The organism is Oscillibacter sp. KLE 1745 (genome assembly GCF_000469445.2).
Classification (GTDB): Bacteria; Bacillota; Clostridia; order Oscillospirales; family Oscillospiraceae; genus Oscillibacter; species Oscillibacter welbionis.
The window spans coordinates 27,594-47,590 of the sequence record NZ_KI271722.1 but is presented as its reverse complement, the minus strand read 5'-3'; the positions used below and the strand labels follow the sequence as shown (position 1 = coordinate 47,590).

The 19,997-nt window shown below is 62.4% G+C and carries 21 protein-coding genes; 13 read left to right on the top strand and 8 right to left on the bottom strand.

Annotated features, from left to right (window positions below):
• Window positions 1-39: 39 nt before the first annotated feature.
• Complete coding sequence (gene nifU, locus HMPREF1546_RS09375; protein ID WP_025543496.1) at window positions 40-477, top strand: Fe-S cluster assembly scaffold protein NifU; 438 nt, start codon at window positions 40-42, stop codon at window positions 475-477.
• Between the two features lie 43 nt (window positions 478-520).
• Here the strand turns inward: nifU and HMPREF1546_RS09370 are convergent, their stop codons facing one another.
• A complete protein-coding gene (locus HMPREF1546_RS09370) occupies window positions 521-925 on the bottom strand; it encodes a hypothetical protein (protein ID WP_021749380.1) in 405 nt (134 codons plus the stop codon).
• Between the two features lie 72 nt (window positions 926-997).
• Window positions 998-1,465, bottom strand: coding sequence for a metallophosphoesterase family protein (locus HMPREF1546_RS09365; RefSeq protein WP_025543495.1), 468 nt, complete (start codon window positions 1,463-1,465; stop codon window positions 998-1,000).
• 259 nt (window positions 1,466-1,724) lie between these two features.
• On the opposite strand from HMPREF1546_RS09365, the gene HMPREF1546_RS09360 reads away from it, so the two are divergent.
• From HMPREF1546_RS09360 to HMPREF1546_RS09335, 7 genes are all read left to right on the top strand, one after another.
• Window positions 1,725-2,291 carry a DUF3793 family protein gene (locus HMPREF1546_RS09360; RefSeq protein ID WP_021749377.1) on the top strand — a complete coding sequence of 189 codons (567 nt, stop codon included), beginning with the start codon at window positions 1,725-1,727 and terminating at the stop codon, window positions 2,289-2,291.
• 32 nt (window positions 2,292-2,323) lie between these two features.
• Window positions 2,324-2,755, top strand: coding sequence for a flavodoxin (locus HMPREF1546_RS09355; protein ID WP_021749376.1), 432 nt, complete (start codon window positions 2,324-2,326; stop codon window positions 2,753-2,755).
• A gap of 242 nt (window positions 2,756-2,997) precedes the next feature.
• Window positions 2,998-3,210, top strand: coding sequence for a FeoA family protein (locus tag HMPREF1546_RS09350; RefSeq protein WP_021749374.1), 213 nt, complete (start codon window positions 2,998-3,000; stop codon window positions 3,208-3,210).
• 21 nt (window positions 3,211-3,231) lie between these two features.
• Complete coding sequence (locus tag HMPREF1546_RS09345) at window positions 3,232-3,453, top strand: FeoA family protein (RefSeq protein ID WP_021749373.1); 222 nt, start codon at window positions 3,232-3,234, stop codon at window positions 3,451-3,453.
• 318 nt (window positions 3,454-3,771) lie between these two features.
• Window positions 3,772-5,955: a ferrous iron transport protein B gene (gene feoB / locus HMPREF1546_RS09340; protein WP_021749371.1), complete on the top strand. Its 2,184-nt coding sequence runs from the start codon at window positions 3,772-3,774 to the stop codon at window positions 5,953-5,955.
• Between the two features lie 15 nt (window positions 5,956-5,970).
• Window positions 5,971-6,135 (top strand): FeoB-associated Cys-rich membrane protein, encoded by a 165-nt coding sequence (locus HMPREF1546_RS18350; protein ID WP_021749370.1) that lies wholly within the window; start codon window positions 5,971-5,973, stop codon window positions 6,133-6,135.
• 46 nt (window positions 6,136-6,181) lie between these two features.
• Entirely contained in the window at window positions 6,182-6,574 is a 393-nt protein-coding gene (locus tag HMPREF1546_RS09335; RefSeq protein ID WP_021749369.1) for a metal-dependent transcriptional regulator, read from the top strand.
• Window positions 6,575-6,715: 141 nt separating this feature from the next.
• Here the strand turns inward: HMPREF1546_RS09335 and HMPREF1546_RS09330 are convergent, their stop codons facing one another.
• Window positions 6,716-7,579, bottom strand: coding sequence for a DegV family protein (locus HMPREF1546_RS09330; RefSeq protein ID WP_036630382.1), 864 nt, complete (start codon window positions 7,577-7,579; stop codon window positions 6,716-6,718).
• 262 nt (window positions 7,580-7,841) lie between these two features.
• On the opposite strand from HMPREF1546_RS09330, the gene HMPREF1546_RS09325 reads away from it, so the two are divergent.
• From HMPREF1546_RS09325 to ftsH, 3 genes are all read left to right on the top strand, one after another.
• Window positions 7,842-8,384 (top strand): TetR/AcrR family transcriptional regulator C-terminal domain-containing protein, encoded by a 543-nt coding sequence (locus tag HMPREF1546_RS09325; RefSeq protein ID WP_021749366.1) that lies wholly within the window; start codon window positions 7,842-7,844, stop codon window positions 8,382-8,384.
• Window positions 8,385-8,532: 148 nt separating this feature from the next.
• Window positions 8,533-8,982: a hypothetical protein gene (locus HMPREF1546_RS09320; protein ID WP_021749365.1), complete on the top strand. Its 450-nt coding sequence runs from the start codon at window positions 8,533-8,535 to the stop codon at window positions 8,980-8,982.
• Window positions 8,979-10,793 carry an ATP-dependent zinc metalloprotease FtsH gene (ftsH, locus tag HMPREF1546_RS09315; RefSeq protein WP_021751877.1) on the top strand — a complete coding sequence of 605 codons (1,815 nt, stop codon included), beginning with the start codon at window positions 8,979-8,981 and terminating at the stop codon, window positions 10,791-10,793. Before HMPREF1546_RS09320 ends, ftsH begins: the two co-directional genes overlap by 4 nt.
• A 63-nt stretch (window positions 10,794-10,856) precedes the next feature.
• Here ftsH and HMPREF1546_RS09310 read toward each other — a convergent pair whose 3' ends face one another.
• Window positions 10,857-11,675 (bottom strand): amidohydrolase family protein, encoded by an 819-nt coding sequence (locus HMPREF1546_RS09310; RefSeq protein ID WP_021749362.1) that lies wholly within the window; start codon window positions 11,673-11,675, stop codon window positions 10,857-10,859.
• Window positions 11,676-11,804: 129 nt separating this feature from the next.
• A complete protein-coding gene (locus HMPREF1546_RS09305; protein ID WP_021749361.1) occupies window positions 11,805-12,218 on the bottom strand; it encodes a YjdF family protein in 414 nt (137 codons plus the stop codon).
• Window positions 12,219-12,509: 291 nt separating this feature from the next.
• Between HMPREF1546_RS09305 and HMPREF1546_RS09300 the strand changes: the two genes are divergently transcribed.
• Together HMPREF1546_RS09300 and HMPREF1546_RS09295 are read left to right on the top strand one after the other, a co-directional pair.
• Window positions 12,510-13,070, top strand: a complete 561-nt coding sequence (locus HMPREF1546_RS09300) for an RNA polymerase sigma factor (protein ID WP_021749359.1) — start codon at window positions 12,510-12,512, stop codon at window positions 13,068-13,070.
• A complete protein-coding gene (locus HMPREF1546_RS09295) occupies window positions 13,067-13,636 on the top strand; it encodes a hypothetical protein (RefSeq protein ID WP_021749358.1) in 570 nt (189 codons plus the stop codon). The genes HMPREF1546_RS09300 and HMPREF1546_RS09295 overlap by 4 nt, the downstream gene beginning before the upstream one ends.
• Window positions 13,637-14,169: 533 nt before the next feature.
• On the opposite strand, the gene HMPREF1546_RS09290 is transcribed toward HMPREF1546_RS09295, so the two are convergent.
• From HMPREF1546_RS09290 to HMPREF1546_RS09280, 3 genes are all read right to left on the bottom strand, one after another.
• A complete protein-coding gene (locus tag HMPREF1546_RS09290; protein ID WP_021749357.1) occupies window positions 14,170-15,684 on the bottom strand; it encodes an IMP dehydrogenase in 1,515 nt (504 codons plus the stop codon).
• 41 nt (window positions 15,685-15,725) lie between these two features.
• Window positions 15,726-16,214, bottom strand: coding sequence for a GNAT family N-acetyltransferase (locus HMPREF1546_RS09285; RefSeq protein ID WP_021749356.1), 489 nt, complete (start codon window positions 16,212-16,214; stop codon window positions 15,726-15,728).
• Window positions 16,215-16,277: 63 nt separating this feature from the next.
• Window positions 16,278-19,973 (bottom strand): phosphoribosylformylglycinamidine synthase, encoded by a 3,696-nt coding sequence (locus tag HMPREF1546_RS09280; RefSeq protein ID WP_036630380.1) that lies wholly within the window; start codon window positions 19,971-19,973, stop codon window positions 16,278-16,280.
• Window positions 19,974-19,997 lie beyond the last annotated feature (24 nt).

Sequence of the window (19,997 nt, the reverse complement as noted above, 5' to 3'; positions counted from 1 at the left end):
ATCCAAACCGTAAATCTATTATACGAGGAGACAATGACTATGGCATTATATAGTGATAAAGTGATGGACCACTTCCAGCATCCCCGGAACGTGGGGAAGCTGCCCGACGCCGACGGCGTGGGCGAGGTGGGCAACGCCAAGTGCGGGGATATCATGCGGATGTATATCCAGGTGGACCCGGAGACCCAAGTGATTACCGATGTAAAGTTCAACACCTTCGGCTGCGGCAGTGCCATCGCCACCAGCTCTATGGCTACGGAGATGATCAAGGGCAAGCCTGTTTCCGAGGCCCTGCAGCTCACCAACCGGGCAGTGGTGGAGGCGCTGGACGGCCTTCCGGCCCATAAGCTCCACTGCTCTGTCCTTGCGGAAGAGGCGGTGCGGGCTGCTATCCGGGATTACTACGACCGGAACAGCATCCCCTACGGAGAGGAACTGCGGGCTTGCGAAGGACATTGTGATACCTGCGGACATTGAGAAAACGCCCCGGAGCAATGCTCCGGGGCGTTGTTTCTCCCAATCAAAAATCATCGTCCCCGTCTAGCTCGTCCTCGTACGGGTAGCAGTCCGCGAACATCTTCTCAAACCGGCGCTGATTCTTCCGGTCGTTGGGCGTCATCCGATTCAGATTCTTCAGAAAGGACAAAATCATACCGAAGAGATATCCAAAGGTGCCGGGAGCGGCGGTGAGCCAGATCATCAGCGCGGAAATCACGGCCACGCCCAGAAAGCCGATCACCGTGCGCCAGGCGATCCGGCGGAGTGCCAGCGCCAGATCAAAGGCCGGGACCTGGTGCTTCCGGCGTCTGGCCAGGGAGATGGAGGAGCAAAGCGCCACCAGGGCCTGAACGCCGAAGATGCTCATGATAAGAAAACCGGCGACAGCCGCGCACAGAAAATGGAGGGCGATTGAGGCGATATCCATGCAGGGTTCTCCTCCCATGTCCAACTGAGTACGATCATTATACAGGAAAACCGCCGGTTTGACAAGGGGTGTTCACGCGAGCCACCATGTCCGGCCGTCCAACTGTCCGTCCTGGATGGTCACTACGCCATAGGAGGGGCGGGTGGGGGCGCCGATGCTGCCGGGATTCAGGAACAGTGTCCGGCCCCGCCGGTCCACCAGGGGTCTGTGGGTGTGGCCGAAGAGGAAGAGGTCCAGCTGTTGTTCCTCCGCGGCAAACCCCGCGGTCACCAGGGACTGCTTCACGCCGTAGGTGTGGCCGTGGCACAGGAGAATACGCTTGCCCCGCAGCTCCAGCAGCCGTTCCGCCGGCTCTGTGGGACGGAAGTCACAGTTGCCCGGAACCTGTTCCAGGGGGATGGAGGGAAACCTGTCGTGGAGCCGTTCCCCGTCCCGCCAGCAGTCCCCCAGATGCAGAATCAGGTCCGGGGAGGTCTGCTCCACGGCCTGCTCCATGGGACTGACGGCGCCATGGGAATCCGAGAGTACCAGAATCTTCATAGGCATTTCCTTTCCGGAGAGATCTTTTGGTTCAGTATAGAGGACAGCGGCAGATTTTGCAAATTTTTTGCGTGGATCCCCGGCGCGCTTTCCCGGATGCGGAAAAAATTGAAAAAGGGGCTTGACAGAGTAGAGCAGCTATGGTATATTCTACCTGTGGTTAGTTAAAACTAACTAACGGCGCGGGCCGGGAGCGGCCCATACTTTCAACGCCGGGGTTTGCTAAAACTAACTTCGGCGGCAGGAACGGAGGGCAGTCATGGAACGGAGCTTTGAAGCGGTGCTGGTGGAACAATGTGCCACCACGCTGGCGGGTGTGAAGCCGGCCAGCCTGTTCCGGTATCAGGGCGCTGACAAGCGGCAGCCCCGGGAGGCCGCGGCCCGCTGGGCCAAAGAGCTGGCCCCTTACGGCATCACCATCCGGGTCCTGAAATACTGTCCGCAGACGGGTGCTTGTCTGATCTACCTGTACCGGGCCGGATGGCTTCGGTCGATCCTCTCGGAGCCATCCACCCGCGCCTTTCTGGCGGGGCAGGGGTATGGGGCGGATCAGAGCTGTCAGGAGCTGCTGAGGCAGCTTTCCAGGCGGCTGTGCCTGGAGCGGGAATTCCCCCATGAGATCGGCGTCTTTCTGGGCTACCCCCTGGAGGATGTGGTGGGCTTCATCCGGAACCGGGGCAGGAACTACACCTGCTGCGGATACTGGAAGGCCTACGGCGACCCGGAGGCGGCACAAAAGCGTTTCGATCAATACCGCCGCTGCACTGCCGCCTGCTGTGAGCAGTTCCGGAAGGGCACGGCCATCACGCAGCTGATCGCAGCGTGAGCTCCAACACAAGCTGGAAAGGAAGCAATGCTATGAACAAATTAGCCATCGTATACTGGAGCGGTACCGGCAACACGGAGACCATGGCCAACTGCATCGCAGACGGCGCCAGGGAGTCCGGTGCGGAGGTCGCCATGCTGTCCCCTGGGGAGTTCTCTGCCACCCGGTTTTCTGAATTTGGTGTCGTGGCCTTCGGCTGCCCCGCCATGGGCGCCGAGCAGCTGGAGGAGGACGAAGTGGAGCCCATGTTCGCCGGATTGGAGGGCTCTCTGGGCGGAAAGAAGATCGCCCTGTTCGGCTCCTACGGCTGGGGCGACGGCCAATGGATGCGGGAGTGGTGCAGCCGCTGCGAGGCGGCGGGCGCCAACCTGTATGACGAAGCGGGCCTGATCGCCAATGATTCTCCCAATGAAGAGGCCCGAGAGGCCTGCCGGGAGTTGGGCCGCAAGCTGGCGGCCTGGTAACATTTGCTCATCAAAGATCTTTCTTTGATACTTATCTCCTTTTTTCCCCTCAACATGGCCCTCGCGCGGTGTGCCTGCCGCGCGGGGGCCGACTCCTTTTTCACGGCTTTCAAATTTTTCCGAAAAAGGGCTTGACAGCCATGGTTAGCCATGATAAACTACAAAACCGAAAGAAGGTTAGCAAAAGCTAACCACAGAACAGATCCAAGTGGAAGAAGTGTCTTGCAGAGGAGGGAGGTTTTATGATGCCTCTGACAATGGCCCGGCCGGGAGAGACTGTTACGATCCGCAAGATCACCGGCAGGGATGAGGTCCGGCAGCATCTGGCGGGGCTGGGATTCGTGGTGAACAGTGATGTCACGGTGGTCAGCCAGCTGGCCGGCAATCTGATCCTGCAGGTGAAGGACAGCCGGGTGGCATTGGACAAGACCATGGCGAACCGGATCATGATTTGAGAGCAGAGTAGGAGGAAGAATATGAAGAGCCTGAAAGACGTCAAGGTGGGGGAGACCGCCACAGTGGTCAAACTCCACGGAGAGGGCGCTACCAAGCGCCGGATCATGGATATGGGCATTACCAAGGGTGTGGAGATCCACGTCCGCAAGGTTGCGCCTCTGGGCGATCCGATGGAGCTGAATGTGCGGGGCTATGAGCTCAGTGTGCGGAAGGCCGACGCGGAGAAGATCGAGGTCTCTTAAAGAGGGGACTGCGTCCCCCTTTACGCTCCGGCAGACCTGCGGTCTGCCTCCACTATTCCCCCACACCAGTGACGTTGGTCACTGGTGTGTGCGCCCCAGGGACGCACGGGTCGGGGGATTTTCGGCAGGTACACGCCCTGCCGAAAATGATTTCATTTTGTTCTTTCGCCACTGGCGAAAGAACCGGGGAAGCCGGAGGTTTCCCCTGGCCCCCCTTTCCCGGATGATGCGGGGACGGTGGAAATATCAATGGCGGCTGTTGCCGCTGTTTTTCAGGATGAAAGTTAGCCTAAACTAACACTTTGGAAGGAGAGAACGATGGACATGAAGATCGCACTGGCCGGCAATCCGAACTGCGGCAAGACTACGCTGTTCAACGACTTGACCGGCTCCAACCAGTACGTGGGCAACTGGCCCGGCGTCACAGTGGAAAAGAAGGAGGGCCGGCTGAAGGGACGCAAGGATATCGTCATCCAGGACCTGCCCGGCATTTACTCCCTGTCCCCCTATACACTGGAGGAAGTGGTGGCCCGGAACTATCTGGTGAAGGAGAAGCCCGACGCCATTTTGAACATCGTGGACGGCACCAATATCGAGCGGAACCTGTACCTGACCACCCAGCTGATCGAACTGGGCCTGCCCGTGGTGGTGGCGGTGAACATGATGGACCTGGTCCGCAGAAACGGCGACCAGATCGACGCCAGGAAGCTGAGTGACGCCCTGGGCTGCCAGGTGGTGGAGATCAGCGCCCTGAAGGGCGAGGGCGGCGTGGAGGCTGCGGAGCTGGCTGCCAAGATGGCCCAGCAGAAGCGCGCCGCTGAACTGCCCCACGTGTTCACGGGCAGCGTGGAGCACGCCATCGCCCACATCGAGGAGTCCATCCAGGGTATGGTGGATGACCGATATCTCCGCTGGTACGCGGTGAAGGTCTTTGAGCGGGATGAGAAGGTCCTGGCGGACCTGAACCTGAGCACAGACCTCCGGGCCCACCTGGAGGACCACATCGTGGACTGCGAGAAGGAGCTGGATGACGACGCGGAGAGCATCATCACCAACCAGCGGTATGCGTACATCAACGATCTGGTGACGAAGGCCGTCAAGAAGAAGGGCGAGAAACATCGCCTCTCCACCTCCGACAAGATCGACCAGATCGTCACCAACCGGATCCTGGCCCTGCCCATCTTCGCCGTGGTGATGTTCGCGGTGTATTGGATCGCCATGGGTCCCTTCGGCACCTTCCTGACGGACTGGACCAACGATGTGCTGGGCACTGCCTGGCTGGTGGAGATCCCCCGTGCCGCCCTGGAGGGCTGGGGCGTCAACGAAGTGGTCGTGGGCCTGATCTGCGACGGCGCCCTGGCCGGTGTCGGCGCGGTGCTGGGCTTCGTGCCCCAGATGCTGGTGCTGTTCCTGATGCTGGCCATTCTGGAGGACATTGGCTACATGGCGCGAATCGCCTTCATCATGGACCGGATCTTCCGGAAGTTCGGCCTCTCCGGCAAGAGTTTCATCCCCATGCTGGTGGGCACCGGCTGCGGTGTCCCCGGCGTCATGGCCTCTCGGACCATTGAGAACGAACGGGACCGCCGCATGACGGTCATGACCACCTGCTTCATCCCCTGCGGCGCTAAGATGCCCATCATCGGCCTGATCGCCGGCGCCCTGTTCGGTGGCTCCGGCCTGGTGGCCGCATCCGCTTACTTCATCGGTGTGGCGGCCATCGTCATCTCCGGTATCATCCTGAAAAAGACCAAGATGTTCGCCGGCGACCCGGCGCCCTTCGTCATGGAGCTGCCTGCTTACCACATCCCCTCCGTGGGCAACGTACTGCGGGCCACCTGGGAGCGGGGCTGGTCCTTCATCAAGCGGGCCGGCACGGTGATCCTGGCCTCCTCTATCATCCTGTGGTTCCTCCAGGGCTTCGGCTGGGAGAACGGCGCCTTCGGCCTGGTGGAGGACATGAATAACTCCGTCTTGGCCGCTATCGGCAGTGCCGTGGCCTTCATTTTCGCGCCCCTGGGCTTCGGCAACTGGCGGGCCACTGTGGCCGTGGTCACGGGCCTGATCGCCAAGGAGAACGTAGTGGCCACCTTCGGCGTGCTGTACAACTTCGCTGGGGAGCTCAGTGAGAACGGCGACGAGATTTGGGCTCTAGTGGCACAGGACTACACCGCCATTTCCGCCTACTCCTTTATGATCTTCAACCTGCTGTGCGCCCCCTGTTTCGCGGCCATGGGCGCCATCAAGCGGGAGATGAACAACGCCAAGTGGACCGCCTTTGCCATCGGCTATATGTGCGTGTTCGCCTATGTGGTCTCCCTGATTGTCTATCAGATCGGCGGCCTCATCACCGGCGAGGTCTCCTTCGGCATCGGCACTGTGGTGGCCGTGGTCCTGGTTGTGGGCATTGTGTACCTGCTGTTCCGTAAGAACAAGTACGAGGACGAGCGGCTGACCATCCGCTCGGTGGATGCCGCCGGACGCCGCGCCGCCCTGAAATAAGAAAGGAAGCAGCCAATGAACGCACCCACTATCATCGCGGCCCTCATCGTCCTGGTGGTCTTTGCGGCCATCGTAGGCAAGGGCATCTACAACCGGCGTCACGGAAAGGGCGGCTGCTCCTGCGGCGGCGACTGCGGGGCCTGCGGCGGATGCCACTGCGGAAATACCCGTCATTCCTGACGAGCGGAAGCCCGGCCCCACCGGGCGGAAGGAGGCGTTCCATTCCATGGAACTGAGCCAAGCGCATCTGCGGTATCTGTTGGCCATTGGCGAGCTGTCCCAGGGAAAGGCGGCGGTCAGCTCCACCCAGGTGGCCCGGGTCCTCCAGGTGTCCCGCCCCTCCGTCACCCGGATGCTGGCTGTCCTGGCGGAAAAGGACCTGGTGACCAAGGAACGCTACGGCAAGATCACCCTGACGGAGACGGGGGCGGCCCTGGCCCATCAGCTGCAAGCGGGCCTCCGGGACCTGGAGCGGCGGCTGCCGGCCCTGGGCCTGGACCTGGACCGGGAAGAGACCGCCGCCGTGGCGGGGGCCCTGGCCTCAGTCCTGCCGGAGCACTGTCTCCGAAAGCTCTGCACGACCGAATCCGGCGGGACAATGGGATGTGCCACGCCTTAAAAAAGCAGTCCTGCGGCTTTTGCCGCAGGACTGCCTCTTTTCTTGAGCATAGAACTATAAAAGAGATATGATATATTTTGAGAAGACCCGGGGCCATTGGGCCGCCAGGTCCTTTTGCTTCCGATCCTTTATCTTCACGCTCTATTCCAGTCTCTGTACCGCGGCTCCCAGCACGCCGTCGCCGATGTAGACGCTCAACGTACCATCCAGCTCGCCGCTCCAGATGTGGTCGTAGTTTGGCAGGGCGGTGGTGAGCTTGCCCTGCAGAATCTCCATCTCCGCCGGAGCGCCGCCGTTGGCCACCGCCAGATTGTACCGCGCCGCGCCGTTGTGGGACTGCGTCACCAGCTCGATGAGCTTGCGGATCACCAGGTTCCGGCCCCGGACCTTGGCAATGGACTGGAGCTGCCCGTCGGCGGCGAAGGTGATGAGGGGCTTGATCTGGAGCATGGTGCCCGCCATGGCCGTCACCTTGCCGATGCGGCCGCCTTTCTGCAGATACTCCAGCGTGTCCACGGAGAAAAAGGGGAAGGTGTTCTGGATCAACCAGGGCACCCGGCGCTCTGTCAGCGTCTGCCAGTCCATCCCCTGCCGCAGCTCCTCTGCCAGCTGGAGGATCATCATACCGGTGCCCAGAGACCCGCTGACGGAGTCATACACCCGAATGGTCAGGTCCCTCCGCTCCTCCGCCAGCAGCCGCACCATGTTGTAGGTGCCGGATAGGCCGCCGGAGAGCATCAGGGCGATGACCCCGTCATACCCCGCCGCGGCGATGGCGTCAAAGGCGTCCGAAATGTCCTGAGCGGCGGGCAGGGAGGTCTGAGGCAGCTCTCCGGACCGCAGCCGGGCATAGATGTCGGCGGCGTGGATGTCCACGCCGTCCCGGTACTCTCCGTCTTTGCACAGGATCCGCAGGGGCACGACAAAGACCTGGTTTTCCGCCGCCAGTTGAGGGGAGAGGTCCGCACAGGAATCCGTGAGCAGGGCGATTTTTTGGGGTGTCATGGTCACATCTCCAAACCTTTCTCTCATGCAGGGCCGGCAGACCTGTCCGCCGGATCGGATGATATGGTGTGCCCATTCCGTCACACCATATCAATATAACCTAGTATATGGAATGCTACCGTAAAAATCAAGAGGAAAATCCCCGTAGGGGGAACAGGAAGCCCGTTCCTGTCTACTGGTGAAATTTTGTGGCGAGAGGACTTGCCAAAGGCGGCGGATTTCCGGTATGATAAAACACAGGATCTGAAAGGGAGGAAAGACCGTGCCGCTGGATGTGAAGGCCGCTGTGGCGGATGCACTGCTGGAGCTCATTCGCCGGAAGGATGCAGACAAGATCACCGTGAAGGACCTGGTGGAGGTCTGTGGGATCTCCCGTCAGACGTTTTACTACCACTTCAAGGACATTGTGGATGTGGTGGAGTGGGCGGCTCAGCAGGGAGTCCAGCGACTGGTGCGCGAGAGCCTGAACGCCGCCACCCCCCAGGAGGCCCTGGGCGTCTTCGTAGATTTTGCCGTAGAATCCCAGCCCCTGGTTCAGCGGCTGCTGAACTCCCAGCGGCGGGAGGCCATAGAGCGGATCATGGTGGACGCCACCCGTACATACCTGGCGGACAGCCTGCGGGAGCGGCGGGGAACGCCCGCCCTCCGGGCCGGGGACTGGAAGATTGCCCTGGATTTCTATGCCTATGGGATGACCGGACTGCTGCTGGAGAACTGCCGCCAGCGGGATCTGGACCGGCAGGAGCTGGCGGATCAGCTGTTCCGCCTGCTGTCCGGCGAGATGGTCCGCCCTCCGGAAACCTGACAGATGTGCCCGCGTGTCAAAGAGCTTGACACGCGGGCATTTTTGTCAGGACAGACAGCCTCCTCTGCCAGTGGCGCGCACGGAGCGGACGTGGTATAACCACAGCAAGAGAGCGGATATAGCGCAGTGACCGGAAAGGAGTGCGCGCATGGAATTGAGAGATGGAATGTTTGCCGTGAAGCTCTGCGAGCTGGAGCATCAGTACGGCCTGCTGAGAAGCCGCCTGGAGCTGTGCCAGGGGGCGGACCACGAGAAGATCCGGCACCTGCTGGCGGACGTGCTGGATGACTATCGGGAAAACGCCCTGCTGCTGGAGCAGAGCACGGAGGGCTGCCGCTCCCCGGCAGTGGCGGAGCTGGCGGGCGTCCAGCGGGACTACTCCAAACGGATGGAGGAGCTGCTGCGGGATAGGCTGCCCCGCCTGATGCACGGGGAAGAGGACCCGCAGGAGGAGCGGGCGGAGGCAGCGGCCCTTTTCGCGGAGTACGCCATCGACTTCGCGGCCCAGGGCGTGCGCAGCGCCCTGCTGGCGGCCCTGGCCGCCATGGACCAACAGATGAACTGTGAGGAACAACAAGGAAAGGAACATCCCGTATGAAAGAAGTCAGACCCCCGAAACGGCCCTTGATTTTTTACTACTGCGTGGCCATGCTGATTCTGCTGCTGTTCAACTTCCTGGCCATGCCCTGGATGGCCCGCCAGCAGATCCAGGAGGTGGATTACGGCACCTTCATGGACATGGCGGAAAACCAGGATTTGGGCCAAGTGGAGATCCAGGAGCAGGAGAACCAGATCGTCTTTACCAACAAGGATGAGACCGCCGTCTACTCCACCGGCATGATCCCGGATCCGGACCTGAAACAGATGCTGAAGGACTCCGGCGCGGAGTTCTCCGGCCAAGTCATCCAGCAGACGGATCCCATCCTCAGCTTTCTGCTGACCTGGATCCTGCCCATCGTCATCTTTGTTGCCCTGGGGCAGTATCTCTCCCGGCGCATGATGAAGAACATGGGCGGCCCCAACGCCATGGCCTTCGGCAAGTCCAACGCCAAGGTGTATGTCAAGTCCTCTGAGGGCATCAAATTCTCCGACGTGGCCGGAGAGGACGAGGCCAAGGACAATCTCAAGGAGATCGTGGAGTACCTCCACGACCCAAAGAAGTATCAGGAGATCGGCGCCACCATGCCCAAGGGCATCCTACTGGTAGGCCCTCCCGGCACCGGCAAGACCATGCTGGCCAAGGCCGTGGCAGGCGAGGCCAACGTGCCCTTCTTCTCCATCTCCGGCTCCGACTTCGTGGAAATGTTCGTGGGCATGGGCGCCAGCAAGGTGCGGGACCTGTTCAAGCAGGCCAAGGAGAAGGCCCCCTGCATCGTGTTCATCGACGAGATCGACGCCATCGGCCAGAAGCGGAATTCCGGCGCCTATGGCGGAAACGACGAGCGGGAGCAGACCCTGAACCAGCTGCTGACCGAGATGGACGGCTTTGAGGGCAATACCGGCGTCATCATCCTGGCGGCCACCAACCGGCCGGAGTCCCTGGACCCCGCCCTGACCCGGCCCGGCCGGTTTGACCGACGGGTGCCGGTGGAGCTGCCGGACCTACAGGGCCGGGAGGACATTCTGAAGGTCCACGCCAAGAAGATCAAGGTGGCGGAGGACGTGGATTGGGGCAAGGTGGCCCGAATGGCATCCGGCGCCAGCGGCGCAGAGCTGGCCAACATCGTCAACGAGGCGGCGCTGCGGGCTGTCCGGGACGGCCGCCGCTTTGCTGCCCAGGCAGATCTGGAAGAGAGCATCGAGGTGGTCATCGCAGGCTACCAGAAGAAGAACGCCATCCTGACAGACCAGGAGAAGAAGGTGGTGGCCTACCACGAGATCGGCCACGCTTTGGTCGCGGCCAAGCAGACCAATTCCGCCCCTGTACAGAAGATCACCATCGTGCCCCGGACCTCCGGCGCCCTGGGCTACACCATGCAGGTGGAGGAGGGCAACCACTACCTGATGAGCCAGGAGGAGCTGGAGAACAAGATCGCCACGCTTACCGGCGGCCGGGCGGCGGAAGAGCTGGTCTTCCACTCCGCCTCCACCGGCGCCTCCAATGACATCGAGCAGGCCACCAAGCTGGCCCGGGCTATGATTACCCGGTACGGCATGAGCCCTGACTTTGACATGGTGGCCCTGGAGACAGTGCAAAATCAGTACCTGGGGGGCGACGCCTCCCTGGCCTGCTCCGCCGAGACTGCGGCGGAGATCGACCGGCAAGTGGTGGAGCTGGTGAAGCGCCAGCACGAAAAGGCTAACCGAATCCTCTCGGAGAACCGGGAGAAGCTGGACGAGCTGGCCCGGTATCTGTACGAAAAGGAGACCATCACCGGTGACGAGTTCATGGAGATCCTGAATCAGTGAGCATCCGATCCGTAAATCAGAAAAGAGGAGGAGCCGAAGGGCGCCTCCTCTTTTGCTGCCGTCTCACAGCCCCAGGCCGTAGATGCGGTTGGCGTTGTCAAAGAACACCGGCTCCCAGTGTGTCTCCGGCACCAGCCGGCGGATAAAGCCGATATATTCTCCCAGGTTGACAATGGGCCAGTCGGTCCCGAACATCACCTTGTCCCAGCACTGGATGGCCGTCAGCCAGGTGCGCAGCAGGAACACGTAGCCCGCCTGCTCCCGGAAATAGGCGTCCAGGTCCACCCGCCCCTCCAGAAGGCCGGACAGGTCGGCGGCCACATTGGGATTTTTCTCCACCACTGCCGCCGCGGCCTCCAGAAAGGGGTTGCCGAAGTGGCACATAACGAACTGGGTATCCGGATGGTCTGCCGCCACCTCATCCAGGGCCAGGGGGTGGCAGTATTTCAGATGGGCCCGGGAGAAGGCGGTCAGCCCCATGTGAACGGCCACCGGCTTACCGTAACGGGCTGCCAGGCGGTAGATGGGCTGGTACATGGGGTCCGACAGAGCGATCTTGTTGTACCCGGGGTACAGCTTCACGCCGCAGCAGTTGTCCCGCCGCAGGTGCGCCTCCACCCGGTCCGCCAGGTCCGGGATCACCCGGCTCCCGTCCTCCAGCAGGCTGCTGTCCAGGCCCACGCAGTAGTGGAACAGGTCTGTGGGGTAGTCGTGCCGCCGGAGCTCCAGACTGTGATTTCCCATCACCACGCCGTGGGCAATGTGCAGTTCTCCATAGACCTCCCGCAGATGGTCTACGTTGTTGTGATGGCCCACCTGCCGGGCCATCTCCTCGGCAGAATCTTCCGAAAACAGGTGCAGGTGGGCGTCGATGATCTTCATACCCGCAGTTCTCCTTCCAGTTCGCCCCGGTATCCAGCGGAGCGGCGATTTTTCAACACCGCTATTATAACAGAGTTTGCCGCCTTCGCAACCCCCGTATGAAAACGGTTCCCGAAAAAAGCACAGAGGTCAGTGACCTCTGTGCTTTTCCTTTCGACGCGCCTGCCGCAGCTGGAACTTCCGCGCTTCCTCCGCCTCCCGCTGTTGGCGGGTGCGGGCGAGACGGGCCTGCTTCCCCTGCTCCTGTTGGAGCTTCAGGGCCTGCTGGGCCTTGGTGCCGATCCCTGCGGCCTGGGTCATCCGCCGGGCCTCCCGCTGGCGCCGCTTGGGGCTTTTGGGAGGGGGCAGATGCTCTGTCCCTGGCCGGGGCGGGCTGAATCGCAGCGTCCGCCAGTGTTCCAGAAGATAGGCGTAGACCGCCTGGTCCCGGGGCTCCGCGCCGAAGACGATCCGGCAGACGGAGTACTCCGTGCCGTCCTCCCGCTCGTACAGGCCGATCCAGAAGGGATCGTCGAACAGGATGGTGAGCCTGCTTGTGCCCATGCGTGTGTCCTCCTTTAAAGGTCTCGCACAAAGAACGGACAACCAAGGAGGCAGGTTACTGACGGCACATGGGCCGCTCCCGGACTACCAACCGGGACGTGTTTTTATCTTTGCGCTATCAGCATACCACAGCGGGCGCGGGATGGCAAGGCCGGGAGACAAAGCGTCCCTTTTCCCATCAGCCGCGGCGGTCGTATGATATGATAAAAGGGACCGAAACAAGCTGTAAGATTTGATCGCAAACCTTGTGTATATCAGTGAAGGGGTAAATAAGAAGCGAGGTGAAAGCCGATGGATGACACAACAATCGTCCAGTTATACTGGGATCGAGATGAGCGGGCCATCCCCGCCACATCCGGCAAATATGGAAACTACTGTAACTCGATCGCCTGGAACATCCTGGGCAATCGGGAAGACGCCGAAGAATGCGTCAATGATACCTATCTGTGTGCATGGACCTCTATGCCGCCCCACAGGCCCAGGGTTCTGTCCGCATTCCTGGGGAAGCTCACGAGAAACTTGTCCCTGAACCGATACAAGCATCATACCGCGGAGAAACGAGGCGGCGGAGAGGCCCCGGCTGTGCTGGATGAAATTGCGGAGCTCGTATCCGACACGGACAACGTGGAGCGGGCAGTGGACCGCAGGGAACTTGTAAGGGCGATCGACACTTTTTTGGAGAGGCTTCCAGCGGATAAGAGGCGCATTTTTGTCTGCCGGTACTGGTATTTCGATCCGGTTTCCAAGATCGCGTCCCGGTTTGGAATGACGGAGAACCATGTATCCGTAACGCTGAATCGCCTCCGGCTGAAATTACACAACTATCTTCAGGAAAGGGGCTTTGACCTATGAAAAGAGAGGAATTTTGCGAAGTCCTCGGTGACATCAATGAGAACTATGTGAAAGAGGCCGGAGCAAATCCCAAAGCCGAGAAGCGGAGGCGGTTTAAGTGGAAAGTGATCGCGGCCTGTTTATGCCTGCTGCTTGCGGCGCCGCTGACCGTATTCGCCATGGATACCATTCAGTATCATGCGGCAGTGGATTATCTGCGTTCCCTCGGGATCCCCGTTGAAGATCTGAGCGACTACTCCCGCACGGAAATCAAAGAGGCCGTGAAAACGATGGATGCGGGAGAAAGCAGCCTGCTGACGGAAGAAATTCTGAACCTGCTGCCAGATAGCGGAGAACCGATACAAAGGCCAACACAGGTGACATCAGAACAGGTCAGGGAATTGACACCGACCATGACGCGAGAAGAGGTCCTTTCATTTTTGGGCGATACCCAGGACATCGGTTCCGGCATTTACATATATATTTATAAAGTAGACGGAGAAGCACTGCTGCGGATCCCGTTTGCAAGTGATGAAGCGCAGCTGGGGGTCACAGGAGAAGAACTATTAAAGACCTTATCCCCGTAAGGGCGCAGGGAGGGCTGATGCGGAAACGTCCCGTTATTTCCCTCCCAAAAAGGGCGGCCCCTACGACCGCCAGGGGAGCGCGCAGCGACTGCGCATCCGTTGACGGCTGTGCCGCCTTACGGTTGCGGCGTGCCCGATGCGGGCAAGCGGAGCGCGCAGAAGGAGGGAAACCAGCGGAACACTGGTGTCGCAAATACTGAGAGCGCCGCAGCGCGAGACAGAAAAACAGAGGCAGATCGAAGGCGTCCTTACACCCTGATTTTGGTCGGCACTTCGCCGCGGGAATCAACTGCCAAGTCTCTGCGGCACTCCGCCGCGCCCGCCGGGATGCCATCGTAAACCCGCAGGCACCCTCTCATGCCGCCCCCATACAGCAACTTTGCATGCACGTGCCGGAGCGCGACAAAAGGCGTTCTTTTGGAATGTGCATTGGGACAAGCCGTCATCGCGGCTGAATCCCCCCATGTGGGACCCATAAAAAAGCGGCTGGCCTTCCATCCAGCCGCCTCGTATTTTCTGGCAGGAAAAATCTCTCAGCTCCGCTGATTCCCCGAATTGGTGGTGTCCTTCAGCAGCACGTCATGGGCTCCGCCCTCCACAATGGAGACGGAGGACACCAGGGTCAACTTGGCCTTCTCCCGCAGTTCCGGGATGGTCAGCGCGCCGCAGTTGCACATGGTGGACCGCACCTTGGAAAGGGTGGTGGCCATGCCGTCCGACAGCTTGCCGGCATAGGGCACGTAGGAGTCCACGCCCTCCTCGAAGGAGAGCTTGGCCGCTCCGCCCAGGTCGTACCGCTGCCAGTTCCGGGCCCGGGCGCTGCCCTCGCCCCAGTACTCCTTCATATAGCTGCCGCCGATCAGCACCTTGCTGGTGGGGGACTCGTCGAACCGGGAGAAATACCGCCCCAGCATACAGAAGTCCGCGCCCATGGCCAGGGCCAGGGTGATGTGGTAGTCCTGGACAATGCCGCCGTCGGCACAGATGGGCACGTAGACGCCGGTCTCGGCAAAATACCGGTCCCGCTCTGCCGCCACATCGATGACCGCCGTGGCCTGGCCCCGGCCGATGCCCTTGGTCTCCCGGGTGATGCAGATGGAGCCGCCGCCGATGCCCACCTTCACGAAGTCGGCACCGCAATCCGCCAGGAAGCGGAAGCCCTCGCCATCCACCACGTTGCCGGCGCCCACCTTCACGGTGTCGCCATAGCGGGAGCGGATCCAGGCCAGGGTCCGCTTCTGCCACTCGGAGTAGCCCTCGGAGGAGTCGATCACCAGCACGTCCGCGCCGGCCTCCACCAGGGCGGGCACCCGTTCCTCATAGTCCCGGGAGTTGATGCCGGCGCCCACCACATACCGCTTCTGACTGTCCAGCAGCTCCAGGGGGTTGCCCTTGTGGGAGTCGTAGTCCTTCCGGAACACGAAGCTCACCAGATGCCCGCCGGCGGAGACGATGGGCAGGGCGTTGAGCTTGTGGTCCCAGATGATATCATTGGCGGCCTTCAGGCTGGTGCCCTCCGGGGCGGAGACGATTTTCTCCGCCGGGGTCATGAATTCGCTGACCGGGGTGGCCGGGTCCATGCGGCTCACCCGGTAGTCCCGGCTGGTGACGAGGCCCAGCAGCTTTCCGGTGCCGGTGCCGTCATCCGTGACCGCCATGGTGGAGTGGCCGGTCCGTTCCTTCAAGGCCAGCACGTCCGCCAGCGTGTCCCCCAGGCGGAGATTGGAGTCGCTGATGACAAAGCCCGCCTTGTAGTTCTTCACCCTCCGTACCATCTCCGCCTGCTGCTCGATGGGCTGGGAGACATAGATGAAGGCGATGCCGCCCTCCTTCGCCAGGGCGATGCCCATCTGCTCTCCGGATACCGCCTGCATGACGGCGGAGACCATGGGCACGTTCATGGTGAGAGCGGGCTCCTCCCCCCGCCGGTACTTCACCACCGGGGTCTTGAGGGAGACGTTTGCGGGAATGCACTCCGCGGAGGAGTAGCCGGGCACCAGCAGGTACTCACTGAAGGTACGGGAGGGCTCGGAGAAAAAATAAGCCATAGGGCCACCTCATTTCATCAGATTTCAAGTGGAAGCTGGATTTACAGGTCCAGCTGGAAAAACAGTGTGGACTCCACAGGACTGTCGTTGTAGCAGGGGATCTCGTAAAATCCCAGCTGCCGGTAGAGGCGGACGGCATCCTCCAGAACCGGCAGGGTGTCCAGCAGCATACAGCGGTAGCCGATCTGCCGCGCGTCCTCTGTGATCCGGCGGATCAGCTGCCGGGCAAGCCCCCGGCCCCGGTACTGCGGCTGGACGTACAGGCGCTTCATTTCGCATCGCTCGCCGTCCAGCCGCCGCAGGGCGATACAGCCCGCCGCCCGCCCGTCCACCCGGGCCAGGTACAGCCGTCCGTCCGGCGGGGCGTACTTGGCGGCGGGGGCGCGCAGCTCGTCCGCATAGTGCTGGATGTCCAGATAGATTTGAAAAGCTGGGTCGTGCGTCACCAGCATGGCGGTGTACGCCTCAAACAGGGCCCGAACGTCTGAGAGGGCATTATAGGCCGGTTCGATCACAACGGTTGAATCCATATTCAAGCACCTCCCGGCGGATGTTTCAGATATGATACCCGGTTCCGGCCGGTCTGTCAACCGTTAGAGAGAAAAATAGTCCTTTGCGGCATCGAACAGGCCAAGATCGTAATTCCCCGGGATATTTCGGTACAGGCAGGGCCCCACCCGCTCGGCGTGCCCCATCTTGCCGAAGACCCGGCCGTCGGGTGAGGTGATGCCCTCTACCGACCAGACGGAGCCGTTGGGGTTGCCGTCGATATCCATGGTGGGATGGCCGTCCAGGTCCACGTACTGGGTGGCGATCTGGCCGTTTTCCGCCAGCTGTGCCAAGAGATCCGGCGGGCAGAGGAACCGCCCTTCCCCGTGGGAGATGGGGACGCTGACGATGTCCCCCACCTGGACCTTGGTCAGCCAGGGGGACCGGTTGGAGGCCACCCGGGTCCGGACGATCCGGGACTGGTGGCGGCCGATGACATTGTAAGTCAGCGTGGGGCAGGCGGCATCTGTGTCCCGGATTTCTCCGAAGGGCACCAGCCCCAGCTTGATGAGGGCCTGGAAGCCGTTGCAGATGCCCAGGACGAGGCCATCCCGGTTTTGCAGCAGGTCCATCACCGCGTCTGCGGCCTGGGGGGACCGGAGAAAGGCGGTGATGAACTTGCCGGAGCCGTCTGGCTCGTCGCCGCCGGAGAAGCCGCCGGGCAGGAAGAGGATCTGACTGCTCCGGGCTGCCTGGGCAAACCGGGCGGCGGATGCCGCCACATGGTCCGGCGTCTGATTATTCAGCACCAGGATCTGCGGCTCCAGGCCAGCCCGTAGCGCCGCCCGGGCGCTGTCGTACTCGCAGTTGGTGCCGGGAAACACAGGAATCAGCACCTTTGGCTTTGCCGTACCTGTCCGGGGAGCGGCGCGGGAGAAGGCCGGGGCCTCCAGTACCGGCACCGGCGCAGGATCGGCAGGGACTCGGCTGGGGTATACATCCTCCAGCACGGACTCGTTCAGGGAGAGCAGCTCGTCGATGGGGACGCTGTCAGCGCCGGTGGTGAGGACCGGCTCCGCCGTGGTGGTGCCCAGCCTGACGGCGCAGAGGAGGTCTGTGTCCTCCGTCAGCTCCGCCATAATGGCGCCAGGGCACGGCAGGTCCCAGGCGATCTCACGCCCATCGGCCTGAAAGCCGATGGAGTTACCGAAGGACATCTGCATAATCCCCTCGGCGATGCCGTGCTCCACCGCCCAGGCGGAGCACACCCTGCCCGCCCGGCAAAGCTGGTGGAAGGTCTCCCAGGCTTCCCTCTGGCTCTGGGCGCCGCTGTTGGCGGGAGCAAAGAGGTACACCGGATGTCCCGCCTCCTTGAACTCGGGGGAGAGCACCTCCCCGGCCCGGATGGGGGCGATGGCAAAGGAGATGAGGGTGGGGGGCACGTCCAGATCGTTGAAGGTGCCGGACATGGAGTCCTTGCCGCCGATGGCCGCCGCGCCGAAGTCCAGCTGGGCGTCCAGAGCCCCCAGCAGGGCGGCGAAGGGCTTGCCCCAGCGTGCGGGGTCCTCCCGGAGCTTTTCAAAGAACTCCTGGAGGGTGAGGTAGGCCCTTCGATAGTCTGCCCCGGCGGCCACCAGCTTGGCAAGGGAGGTGACCACACCGTTATAGGCCCCCCGGTAGGGGTCCGCCGCCATAGCCTCCGGGTCGAAGCCCCAGGCCATAACGCTGGCCTGGTCCGTCTCCTGCCCCGGCAGCACCGGCAGAAGGGCGGCCATCACCTGGGCGGGGGTTCTCTGATTTCTGCCGCCGAAGGGCATCAACACGCTGCCACAGCCGATGGTGGAATCGAACCGCTCCGCCAGCCCTCTGCGGGAGGCGGACGCCAGACTGGAGGCTATGGAGCGGAGGGAGGAGTTTTCGGCATCCTGGGAGACCGGGGACGCGGGAATGGGGGCAGGAACCGCCGCCCGGGCGTGCTTCACGGCGCCGTTGGTGTTCAGGAAGTCCCGGCTCAGGTCCACGATGGTCCTGCCCCGCCAGCGCATCACCATCCGGGGGGACGCCGTCACCACCGCCACGGGGTACGCTTCCAGATTCTCCGCCTCCGCGGCGGCGATGAATCGGTCTGCGTTTGACCGGGCCACCACCACTGCCATTCGCTCCTGGGACTCGGAGATGGCCAGCTCTGTGCCGTCCAGGCCGTCGTACTTCTTCCGCACTGCGTCCAGATCGATATCCAGGCCGTCCGCCAGCTCACCCACGGCCACGGATACGCCGCCTGCGCCGAAGTCGTTGCACCGCTTGATGAGCCGGGTGACATTCCCATCCCGGAACAGCCGCTGGATCTTCCGCTCCTCCGGGGCATTGCCCTTCTGGACCTCGCTGGCCATGGTGGTGAGAGACTGCCTGTTGTGGCTCTTGGAGGAGCCGGTGGCGCCGCCGATGCCGTCCCGGCCGGTGCGCCCCCCCAGCAGGATCACCACGTCCCCGGGCTGAGGCCGTTCGCGGACCACATTCTCCGCCGGGGCGGCGGCCACCACCACGCCGCACTCCAAATGCTTGGCGATGTAGCCGGGGTGATATACCTCGCTGACCAGCCCTGTGGCCAGGCCGATCTGGTTGCCGTAGGAGGAGTAGCCCGCCGCGGCGGTCTGGGCGAGCTTGCGCTGGGGCAGCTTGCCGGACAGGGTCTCCGCCACCGGCGTCCGGGGGTCGCCGCAGCCGGTGAGCCGCATGGCCTGGTGGACGTAGGCCCGGCCGGACAGGGGATCCCGGATGCAGCCGCCGATGCAGGTGGCCGCGCCGCCGAAGGGCTCGATCTCCGTGGGGTGGTTGTGGGTTTCGTTCTTGAACATCAGCAGCCAGTCCTGGGGCTTGTCGTTCACCTGGGCGGCGACATGGATGGAGCAGGCGTTGATCTCCTCACTCTCGTCAATTTCCGGCAGAAGCCCCCGTCGCTTCAGCACCTTGGCGCCGATGGTGGCGATATCCATGAGGGTCTGTGGCCGCTGGGCAGCTTTCTCTGTCCCATAGACCTCCTCCCGGGCGGCCAGATACCGGTTATAGGCGGCCTGGACCGCCGGATCGTTGATCTCCACGTGGTCCAGATGGGTGGAGAACGTGGTGTGGCGGCAGTGGTCGGACCAGTAGGTGTCCACCACCCGGATCTCCGTCAGGGTGGGGTCCCGGCGCTCCGTGTCCCGGAAGTATGCCTGGAGGAACGACAGGTCCTCCAGGTCCATGGCGAGACCCAGCCGCGCCAGCAGGGTATCCAGGCCCGCCCGGTCCAGGGCAGTGAAGCCCGTGACCGTTTCCACGTCTGCCGGGACGGCGGTCTCTGCCGCCAGCCGCTCCGGCAGGTCCAAAGACGCCTCCCGGCACTCCACGGGGTTGAGGACATACCGCTTCACCGCGTCCACATCCGCCGCCGTCAGGGGGCCGAAGAGCAGATAGATCCTGGCGGTGCGGACCGTGGGCCGCTCCTCCTGAGTCATCAGCTGAATACACTGGGCGGCGGAGTCCGCCCGCTGGTCGAACTGTCCCGGCAGGGGCTCCACGCCGAAGGCGATGCAGTCCCCGGCGGGCAGGGCTGCGGCAGTATCGTCCACCTGAGGCTCAGAGAACACTGTCCCCACCGCCCGGCGGAAGGCGGCCTCGTCCAGGCCCTCCACGTCATAGCGGTTCAGCAGGCGCAGGTCCTCCAAGGCGGAGACGCCCACCACGGTCTGCAGCTCGTGCAGCAGGCCCCGGGCCTCCTGCCGGAGCCCCGGCTTCTTTTCCACATAGATCCGTCTTACCATCGTATGACCTCCCGGCGCCGGTTG

Coding starts and splice junctions, on each gene's coding strand:
- nifU (WP_025543496.1), top strand. CDS start 40: ATGGCATTATATAGTGATAAAGTGATGGACCACTTCCAGCATCCCCGG.
- HMPREF1546_RS09370 (WP_021749380.1), bottom strand. CDS start 925: ATGGATATCGCCTCAATCGCCCTCCATTTTCTGTGCGCGGCTGTCGCC.
- HMPREF1546_RS09365 (WP_025543495.1), bottom strand. CDS start 1,465: ATGAAGATTCTGGTACTCTCGGATTCCCATGGCGCCGTCAGTCCCATG.
- HMPREF1546_RS09360 (WP_021749377.1), top strand. CDS start 1,725: ATGGAACGGAGCTTTGAAGCGGTGCTGGTGGAACAATGTGCCACCACG.
- HMPREF1546_RS09355 (WP_021749376.1), top strand. CDS start 2,324: ATGAACAAATTAGCCATCGTATACTGGAGCGGTACCGGCAACACGGAG.
- HMPREF1546_RS09350 (WP_021749374.1), top strand. CDS start 2,998: ATGATGCCTCTGACAATGGCCCGGCCGGGAGAGACTGTTACGATCCGC.
- HMPREF1546_RS09345 (WP_021749373.1), top strand. CDS start 3,232: ATGAAGAGCCTGAAAGACGTCAAGGTGGGGGAGACCGCCACAGTGGTC.
- feoB (WP_021749371.1), top strand. CDS start 3,772: ATGGACATGAAGATCGCACTGGCCGGCAATCCGAACTGCGGCAAGACT.
- HMPREF1546_RS18350 (WP_021749370.1), top strand. CDS start 5,971: ATGAACGCACCCACTATCATCGCGGCCCTCATCGTCCTGGTGGTCTTT.
- HMPREF1546_RS09335 (WP_021749369.1), top strand. CDS start 6,182: ATGGAACTGAGCCAAGCGCATCTGCGGTATCTGTTGGCCATTGGCGAG.
- HMPREF1546_RS09330 (WP_036630382.1), bottom strand. CDS start 7,579: ATGACACCCCAAAAAATCGCCCTGCTCACGGATTCCTGTGCGGACCTC.
- HMPREF1546_RS09320 (WP_021749365.1), top strand. CDS start 8,533: ATGGAATTGAGAGATGGAATGTTTGCCGTGAAGCTCTGCGAGCTGGAG.
- ftsH (WP_021751877.1), top strand. CDS start 8,979: ATGAAAGAAGTCAGACCCCCGAAACGGCCCTTGATTTTTTACTACTGC.
- HMPREF1546_RS09310 (WP_021749362.1), bottom strand. CDS start 11,675: ATGAAGATCATCGACGCCCACCTGCACCTGTTTTCGGAAGATTCTGCC.
- HMPREF1546_RS09305 (WP_021749361.1), bottom strand. CDS start 12,218: ATGGGCACAAGCAGGCTCACCATCCTGTTCGACGATCCCTTCTGGATC.
- HMPREF1546_RS09300 (WP_021749359.1), top strand. CDS start 12,510: ATGGATGACACAACAATCGTCCAGTTATACTGGGATCGAGATGAGCGG.
- HMPREF1546_RS09295 (WP_021749358.1), top strand. CDS start 13,067: ATGAAAAGAGAGGAATTTTGCGAAGTCCTCGGTGACATCAATGAGAAC.
- HMPREF1546_RS09290 (WP_021749357.1), bottom strand. CDS start 15,684: ATGGCTTATTTTTTCTCCGAGCCCTCCCGTACCTTCAGTGAGTACCTG.
- HMPREF1546_RS09285 (WP_021749356.1), bottom strand. CDS start 16,214: ATGGATTCAACCGTTGTGATCGAACCGGCCTATAATGCCCTCTCAGAC.
- HMPREF1546_RS09280 (WP_036630380.1), bottom strand. CDS start 19,973: ATGGTAAGACGGATCTATGTGGAAAAGAAGCCGGGGCTCCGGCAGGAG.